This is a genomic window from Deinococcus sp. Leaf326, assembly GCF_001424185.1.
GTDB lineage: Bacteria > Deinococcota > Deinococci > Deinococcales > Deinococcaceae > Deinococcus.
This window is the reverse complement of sequence record NZ_LMOM01000057.1, coordinates 1-7644: the sequence shown is the minus strand read 5'-3', so window position 1 is coordinate 7644 and position 7644 is coordinate 1. Positions and strand designations below refer to the sequence as shown.

At 54.3% G+C, this 7644-nt stretch carries 9 protein-coding genes; all 9 read left to right on the top strand.

Annotated elements, in window-relative coordinates; all coding sequences use genetic code 11:
* Positions 1 to 206: hypothetical protein (locus ASF71_RS25330; protein ID WP_235514551.1), on the top strand; the 206-nt coding region annotated here is incomplete at its 5' end.
* A gap of 910 nt (positions 207 to 1116) precedes the next feature.
* Positions 1117 to 1914, top strand: coding sequence for a hypothetical protein (locus ASF71_RS24115; RefSeq protein WP_156372925.1), 798 nt, complete (start codon positions 1117 to 1119; stop codon positions 1912 to 1914).
* A 113-nt stretch (positions 1915 to 2027) separates the two neighbouring features.
* Entirely contained in the window at positions 2028 to 2474 is a 447-nt protein-coding gene (locus ASF71_RS16575) for a hypothetical protein (RefSeq protein ID WP_156372924.1), read from the top strand.
* Between the two features lie 533 nt (positions 2475 to 3007).
* Positions 3008 to 4132, top strand: coding sequence for a hypothetical protein (locus ASF71_RS16570; RefSeq protein ID WP_056302313.1), 1125 nt, complete (start codon positions 3008 to 3010; stop codon positions 4130 to 4132).
* Between the two features lie 126 nt (positions 4133 to 4258).
* Positions 4259 to 4924, top strand: coding sequence for a hypothetical protein (locus tag ASF71_RS16565; protein ID WP_056302312.1), 666 nt, complete (start codon positions 4259 to 4261; stop codon positions 4922 to 4924).
* The gene (locus ASF71_RS16560; RefSeq protein ID WP_056302311.1) at positions 4921 to 5460 is read left to right on the top strand and encodes a hypothetical protein; all 540 of its coding nucleotides are present in this window, start codon (positions 4921 to 4923) and stop codon (positions 5458 to 5460) included. Before ASF71_RS16565 ends, ASF71_RS16560 begins: the two co-directional genes overlap by 4 nt.
* Complete coding sequence (locus tag ASF71_RS16555; protein ID WP_056302310.1) at positions 5457 to 5927, top strand: hypothetical protein; 471 nt, start codon at positions 5457 to 5459, stop codon at positions 5925 to 5927. The genes ASF71_RS16560 and ASF71_RS16555 overlap by 4 nt, the downstream gene beginning before the upstream one ends.
* Before the next feature lie 258 nt (positions 5928 to 6185).
* Entirely contained in the window at positions 6186 to 7112 is a 927-nt protein-coding gene (locus ASF71_RS24110) for a hypothetical protein (RefSeq protein ID WP_156372923.1), read from the top strand.
* Between the two features lie 13 nt (positions 7113 to 7125).
* Positions 7126 to 7644, top strand: a 519-nt coding sequence (locus ASF71_RS24105) for a hypothetical protein (protein ID WP_156372922.1), incomplete at its 3' end; no start/stop codon positions are given.

Sequence of the window (7644 nt, the reverse complement as noted above, 5' to 3'; positions counted from 1 at the left end):
TCTTGCCCAAAGAAGGAATTTTATCGGAAATTTTATTCTTCTGGGTAGTGTATGTATTTACCATATGTTTTATATTTTTATACTCATCTATTAATATAATTCGCTCAATAATAGATATTGACGCTCGTGGGAGATTAGTCCAAGAAGATGATCCACCTCCAGGCTCGTCAGATCTACCTGTTCATAGCAATGGGGATCTCTATTAATAAATGGGTGCGCCTTCTTGCTAGTAAGGCGAGGGGAGTGTCTGAGCAAAATTTCGAGGCACTGTCGAGGGCATACCACCCTCTCAGCCACTACCTAGGCTTATATCAGCCGATGATAATCCCGTTATCATCGGAAATGACGGGCGTACGCGAGTCAACATCTCATAATTTCAGTTATAGAACCTAGCACGGTATCGGGCTCGATACCGTGCTAGACGTGTAAAACACAGCCCCGACAGGGTAACATCTATACTTTTACGGGCGTACGCCTGTCATAAGCTAAGACATGTCCAAATATGCCCCTGAGCGCCTTCGCGGCCTGCTCCCTATGCCCCGTCTCGGTGATGGCGAGTGCACCGAAGCCTTGCGGGTGCGCGGTCCTGCTGACGTGCTGGCTTGGGCGCTGACCCTCTCGCCCGCTGAGCGCGGCGCGATCTTCGCTGAGGCCCATGCTGCCCAGCACGTTGCCCGAATGGGCCACACCGCCCCGACACCTGAGCCTGCGCCCCTGCTGCTCACGGTGGATACCCCAGCCCCGGAAGCTGAGCGCGTCGAACGCCTGTCTCTGGCGACAAAGCTCAGCCCCAAGAGGGTAAGGGGCCTTTCCGATGCTGCCCGAAACCTACTCGGCGCACTCAAGGGAGGCGGTACCTTGACGCCACCTACAGGTCGGAGAACGTCTTGGACAGTCACGAGGACAGACAGTTCCAGATTCACCGTCCGGGCAGACATCGTTTCTAGGTTGCACGCAGATGGCATGTTGGTTAGCGAGCACGCTGGACTGCCGAGTAGGGCTGATTGACCCAAATAGGCTTAGGTCACTTAGAGTAGGATCACACGAAATTTCCGTAAGTGGTCTATTTATTCAGATTGTTTAAATTCACTAAGTTTGGCGTAGAGGGGTTCTATCTTGACGAGTATCCTGACATATTTCCAAAATCAACCGGTGGTTGTGCAAGTTGCCCTGATAGGTGCGGTAGGAGTTGTATTAGCAGCAATTATTAACGCAGTCAATAAATATGTAGAATTGTCCTTTTTAAGACAAAAAGAATCATATCTCGAAAAAGTTAAGGAGGTAAATAGAATACAAGATCTAGTTCTTCTGGCTATAGAACAGTCTAGTTCAGCAGGAATTAATGCTAAAAATCTTAAAATTGATGAATATCTAAGAAGTAATATGAATAAAATAAGGAGCATAGCCAGACTAACGCTTAATGATCGTCCTAAAGCAGTAAATGTTTTAACAGAATTGAAAGATGACTTTCATATAGCTTTAGGAATAACTCCATCGTTTAAATCCAAGTATTTTTCTATAGCTATGGAAAGATTGGTGAGATTTTCTCCATGGCTAACATTAGAAGCTCCAATAACTATAGAATTGAATACAATACTATTTACAGCAGAAGAAAATTACGCCCTTATAGAGAAGGATGTCGCTAAACGCTATGAAAAGCTTGATGAAATAATTAGGAAGATGGATATCAATGTATCGGAAGAAAAGCTACTTGAGCTTATAGGTAAAGCCTTCGCTACCTTGGTGACTCCAACAATAAGTTCAAAAGATCTTAAAAAAATAGATTCAGAGGAACTAGATCAGCTAATTCGGTTAGAGTTAAAGCGATCCAGTTTGTATCTAAGATTTTATAAGAAAATATGGTTGGCTAAAAATGCACAGAAGCTTAAAAGCGCGAAAACTGATCCTCAGTAAACACATTCCAGATATCAATCCACCGCGTTACGCGATGTCTTATCGCGTAACGCGATAGAGAGCAAAGATCGCGTTACGCGGTTTAACAGCGCGTAACGCGGTACCATGAGGCCATGAAGGGACATCCAGAAAGTCTCGGCGTTACGCGGTTGGAAGGCGGGGAAGTGTCGCGCCCGGTGAGGGTACGCGCCCCAGAGTGGGTACACGAGCGCTTGAAGACCCTCAGCGCGGGCGAGGTGGGGGAGCTGCTGGCTCAGGCCTTTAGTGGGCAGCCCGTGGCCCCCACGGCAGCGCCCAGCGCCTCAGCCACGGCCCCAGTCCTCGAAGGCGTAACGGTCCTGCGAGTGCTGGCCCCCACCGTGCCCCAGGCCCTGCGAAACAAGCTGAGGTGGTCGCCCGACCGCTACGCGCAGCTTGAGGCGACCCTGGCAGCGGGCGACCATCTGCGCCTCGACGTGACCAACGGGAAGGCCATCTGGCGCACCCTGTCAGGAGAGGCCGTGCGGCGTGACACTGTAGAGCGCTTGCTAGGCGTCGGGGTGCTGGCGCTAGAGCACTGATAGGGCACCGGGGCAGTCTGGGCAGCCGGTCGGGGCAGATGATCTTCAGGTTGGCCCACGGGGAAAGGCACACGATCTTGTTTCACCGTCAGAATATGAAAGTTTATATGACAGATAAGGGAGAATGAATCGAGGCGAGGCCGCCCCAGTGCCCGACTGCTCCGCTGCCCTCTCGACTATCCCGACCGGCCCACTGCCCCGCTGCTCTAGCGGCTGCTCAGGCTGCCCAGTGCCCGCCCTGCCCAGTGCCCGGCCGCCCCGGTCCTGTTTCGCAGCGAAACGCGGTCACCGCCGTAGACGAGGTGTGTCTACGCATGGGGCCTTGCGGTCGGTAGATACAAATGCTACCTATGACGTAGCAACGCGAGAGGCGCGCTCGAAAGCGCGCCTCAATCGCGGAACATCAACGCCCTGGAAAGTTTTGATGTTCGGCCACCCACCCAAGTAGGTAGTGACAGACTACTCCGTCCAGCCGATCTGGACGCACAGATGTCTAGACAATAGGAACTGTCGCTGCCGGGGGAGACCCGGAAATGCAGACGTACACAGGTAAAAACCCTACTCGCCTTGAAGCCATCATCGCCGCCGCCCGTGCCTCTATCGTCACCCGTGAGCAACCCCAACCCGCTCCGGCTGCCCCGCTGCTCGTAGAGGCACCTCGGCCGGTTGCCCAGGCGCTCAGGCCGCAGCTCCAGCCCGAGGCCCCCCAGCGCCCCGCTCAGCGCCTCACGGCCCGCCCGACCGAGACGGCCCCGGCCCGCGTGCTGGCCGCCCCGTCTCCGGCTGCCCCGTCCCGTCCGCTGCCCACCTTGCCCACGGCCGCCGCCCTGCGCGCCGGGGTGAAGCTCAGCCGAGGTGCCGTGCGCCTTCACGATCTTTTGGTCAGGCTATCCGGTGACATGGCACGACACTGGCGATACGCTGTCCTGCCTGATTCCCTGACCTTCCACATACCCGCCGTGGGCCTCGCTGTGTTCCTGGGCTATGACGAACGCCACCTGCGCCGCCTTGCCGCCGAGCTGGCAGAGGTGGGCCTTATCGCCTATGGCGCGCACGCCCAGAACGTCGCTGGACGGGGTATGTGGGACGGCACGCTCTGGGCAGTGGGCCTGACCTCGACGCCCGCTCACGCCCCCTACATTCGCAGAGAGGAATGGACGCATAACTGGCGACCGGACTTTGAGGCCGACTACACCGGCAAAAAGGGCGTGAAGGCAGAAATGTCCGCACTACTTACCCAAGAGGGGGAAACTGAGACGGCCTATCAAGCCCTAAAAACAAGAATCGCTGTCCAGTTCACTAAAAATCCCCTCGTTGGGTGTACCCCGGACATTTCCCAGACTTGCGACCTGGACAGCCTCGCCGCCGATGTGCGCGGCCTGGGCAGTGAGCATCATTCCCGCCGAGCTGGGACGATCACGGCGACCGCTACCGCCCTGGCCTTAGCTCTCGGAGAACCCGAGCGCCGGGCACAGTGGGCCGGGAAGCTCTGGGACGCGCTCAGGGCGCACTGGGAGGGGCGCGTGGGGGGCCTGGAGGGCTTCGCCTGCGCCCTCGACCGCCTGCGTACCGATCTGGCCGAGGATGCGCCCATTCGGAACCTCGGTGCGCTGCTCATGTCCCGGTTGCGCCCCGACGCTGCTCTGGCGACCTGCTGAGGGCATAAGAAAAGCCGCGCCGGATGCTGCGCGACTTCCCCTATGACCCCCACATGACTGCATGGATGGATGCAGGAGCAGAGTCTAGCTCACGTTGTATAGACAAGTGCAGCCTTAGAATGTGACATGACGAAAACGCCTACTGAGACGACGAAAACCCGAGTTGAGGACCGCCTGAAGATCATGGTCGGGGAAGGTCTGGAGCTGAGTCGGAAGGCCCAAGCGGCACATGACTGGGCTGCTCAGGTCCAGCTCCAGTACGCGACCGAGCAGAACGGCGTGACTCTGGCCGATGTGCGCGCGGCCAATGAGGCCCACCAGCAGACGAGCGCCGATGAGGTGGCTCACAAGTCCAGCATGGCACCCCTGGAGGCCACGCTGGCGGAACTGGCACGGCAAGAGCGCGAGCGGGAGCTACTGGCCGAGCTGGACGCCTGCCGCGCCGAGCTTGACCGCCTGGAGCTGGACGCTCTGCGCCGCCTGGAGGTCACGGAGCGGGCCTACCGGGAAGCGGTGGCCGCCTGGCCGGATGTCAGGTTCCAGGCCGAGCGGGTGCGCGTTCATGGCCGAGTGACCGGGCAACACCTGGCGCAGCTCCGAGGGCAGCCCTCGGGCATTGGCCGCAGGATGACCGTTACCGAGAATGAACACTTCCTTGCTGGCTTGGAACGCTACCGACTCCAGGAGGAACAGAAAGTGAAGGCGCCTGAGCCGCTTGCCGAGAACGATCTGGAAGGCGAGATGGAGAGGCGTTACCGCGAGCACCGCTCGCTGCTGGACACTAGGCCATGATGGTGCGCCTCGGGCTCACTCCCACGGCCGTTGAGCTGGCCCTGGAGGCGGCTGCCCGGCGTTACCAAGACGGCCCGACCTCGGAGACGTGGAAGGGCCTGTACGCGGCGTGTGCGGCTGCCCTGGGCCTCTACGGTCGGTTGCCTAGGCTAAGCGGTCGGGGCACCCTGCGCGCCCAGGTTGCCGCCGTGCTGGCCGATCTCGAATGGCGGGGTATCGCCGTCTATCCCGACCATGCCGCAATAGAGAGGGGGGGGTCCATGAATCAAAATCCGGTAGAAGCACGTCTGGCAAAGCGAAAAAAGGGGCGCGCACATCGCGCAAAGGGCAGTCTGGGGCAGTTGCAAGGGCTACTTTGGGCCGCCCTTGAGCGTGCCGGTGAGCTGCTGGACGATCCAGACCCGGCTCGTGCCTTGAAGGCCGTACACGCCATCTCTACGGGGGCCGGGGCCTACGCGCGGGTAGTAGAAGTGGGCGAACTGCAAGGCCGCCTTGACGCTCTGGAGGCCCGGCTGGCCGCCCAGGGGGCAGCGTGACCGGCCCCGCCCGCCGCCTGCGCGCCCTGGAGGTGGAGACGGCCCGCCGTGCCCAGGTTGCCCAAGACCGCAACCGAGCCGCTCTGGTCGCCGCAAACGACACCCTAGCCCCCGGCCTGCGCGCCGTACTGGTCAATGCGGTGACGTTGTGGGGGAATGACTTGGGGGCACTGACGACGGCCCTGGAGGACATCGCGCCCCCTGACCTACACGGCCTGGAGGACGGCCCGGCCGGGCGCTGGACAGCGGCGGTGACGGCGGCCCCGGTCCTGACCCTGACGCCTATGCCGGACGTGACCGTGATCCCCGATCTGCACGCCCAGGCTGTGCGCTGGGGCGAGGTGGCAGAGGCCCACGCAGGGACGCGGCACGGCCGCCTCGCCCTCATCGCCCAGGCTTACGCGGCATGGTGGGTAGCCCTGGCCGGTGCTGTCATCGCGCAGCATGATCAACGGCCCATGCTCTAGCGATGAATGAAATGACTCTCGTACGCCCGTTAATTAACAGGAACATCATCGGTTGAATTTTTCTGCTTGTCAACGCGCAAGCTCCTCTCTGTTCAGAGAGGAGCTTGACTAATTGGCGGAAAATCGGAATCTTCAATCAATATGCAACTTAAATTACAAAGCATTACAGATGCTTTGTCATAATTATGTTTACGACGTAATACGGTCTAGTTATTTTGAGCATTTTGTACACTCATGTTGTGCTTAGATATGTTCAGTATGTCCGAAAAGCGTGGCTATGTCTACCAAGTTAGAGCTTTTGGTGCTCCTGCAACTAGTGGTTCTACAGCAGTCTCTCTCGACCTCAATGACGTTTTTACGAAAATAGCACAACTTGATCCTGCTAGAGCGGATCATACGGGAAGAATACTTTTGGGTGATACTGATTTTGATAGCGATCCCCTGTTTATGCATGTTCTTCAGAATAGTAAGGCTGAAAAAATAGTTACGGGAATTATAGGGGCCGCAAAATCGCGCAATCTTCCAGATCAATTTGATATAAGTACTGGAACTTTAGGACAGCTTGATATAGAGAAGAGCTTGCTTGAAAAAACTCACTTTTTTATAGATACGGCAACGGGATATATGATTTATCAGCGTACTAAAAGTTCACCTAACATTGGTTTATTTGCCTATTATATAAGAAGTAAGCTGCCAAAATTCGTAGTCTCCCTTCCTGTAAATGCTCATATTAGAAAAGATGCTGTGGAAAAGATCCAAGAAGCTAGTAAAAGAGGCGATGTTAAGCTCTTTCAACTTAGAATTAAGAGAACGGCGCTATCTAGAACTGAGTATTTAGGCCCAGAGGTTGATGATGCTCTTAAATCAATATCAAAAATTCCTGGGGTTGAATCAATAGGAATCAGTATCGGACTAGAAAAATATAAAAGGAAAGGTGGATTCTCCACGGATACAATTCTTGAAGGTATGAAAAGATTTCTTGGAACACAGACATCTAGTACTGTTATGTCTGATGTTGAGCTAGCTGAATTTAAACTAAATGATGAAGAGGTTAATCTTTTGAGTCAAAAGTTTACCGTCCAGATAGATATACCGGATGCTATAATGGATAGTAGGCATGTAGATAGTAGAGCTGTAGTAAAAGCAATAGCTCAAGAATATGATAAGATAAAATCAGATCTCTAAGGAAGTCTAGAATATGACACCATCTCCGGTGCCAGATACAAGTCCAAAATTAGTCAAGCGAGTAATCATTTATACTTGCCTCTATATTATCGCAACTCTACTTCTGCAATATTCTTATGCTCTAGGAATAGACTGCATGAATTATATTAGGTTAGCAATTTCTAGTGTAGGGAAAGATATTTATATAGCAATTTCTGGTATAGCAGCTACTTTGGCTGGATTTGTCATCGCGGGTATAGCATTACTGGCTGCAATTCTGCCTAAAAAAGAATTTAGAGAAAGTAGTTTAAAAAAATACTACTCCCAGATGTATGATTCTTTTCATAACGCGTCTATATTTTTGACACTATCTATACTTATTGCTTTAGCGGCAGTTTTCTTGCCCAAAGAAGGAATTTTATCGGAAATTTTATTCTTCTGGGTAGTGTATGTATTTACCATATGTTTTATATTTTTATACTCATCTATTAATATAATTCGCTCAATAATAGATATTGACGCTCGTGGGMGTCGACCAGCAGGCCTCCGGTCT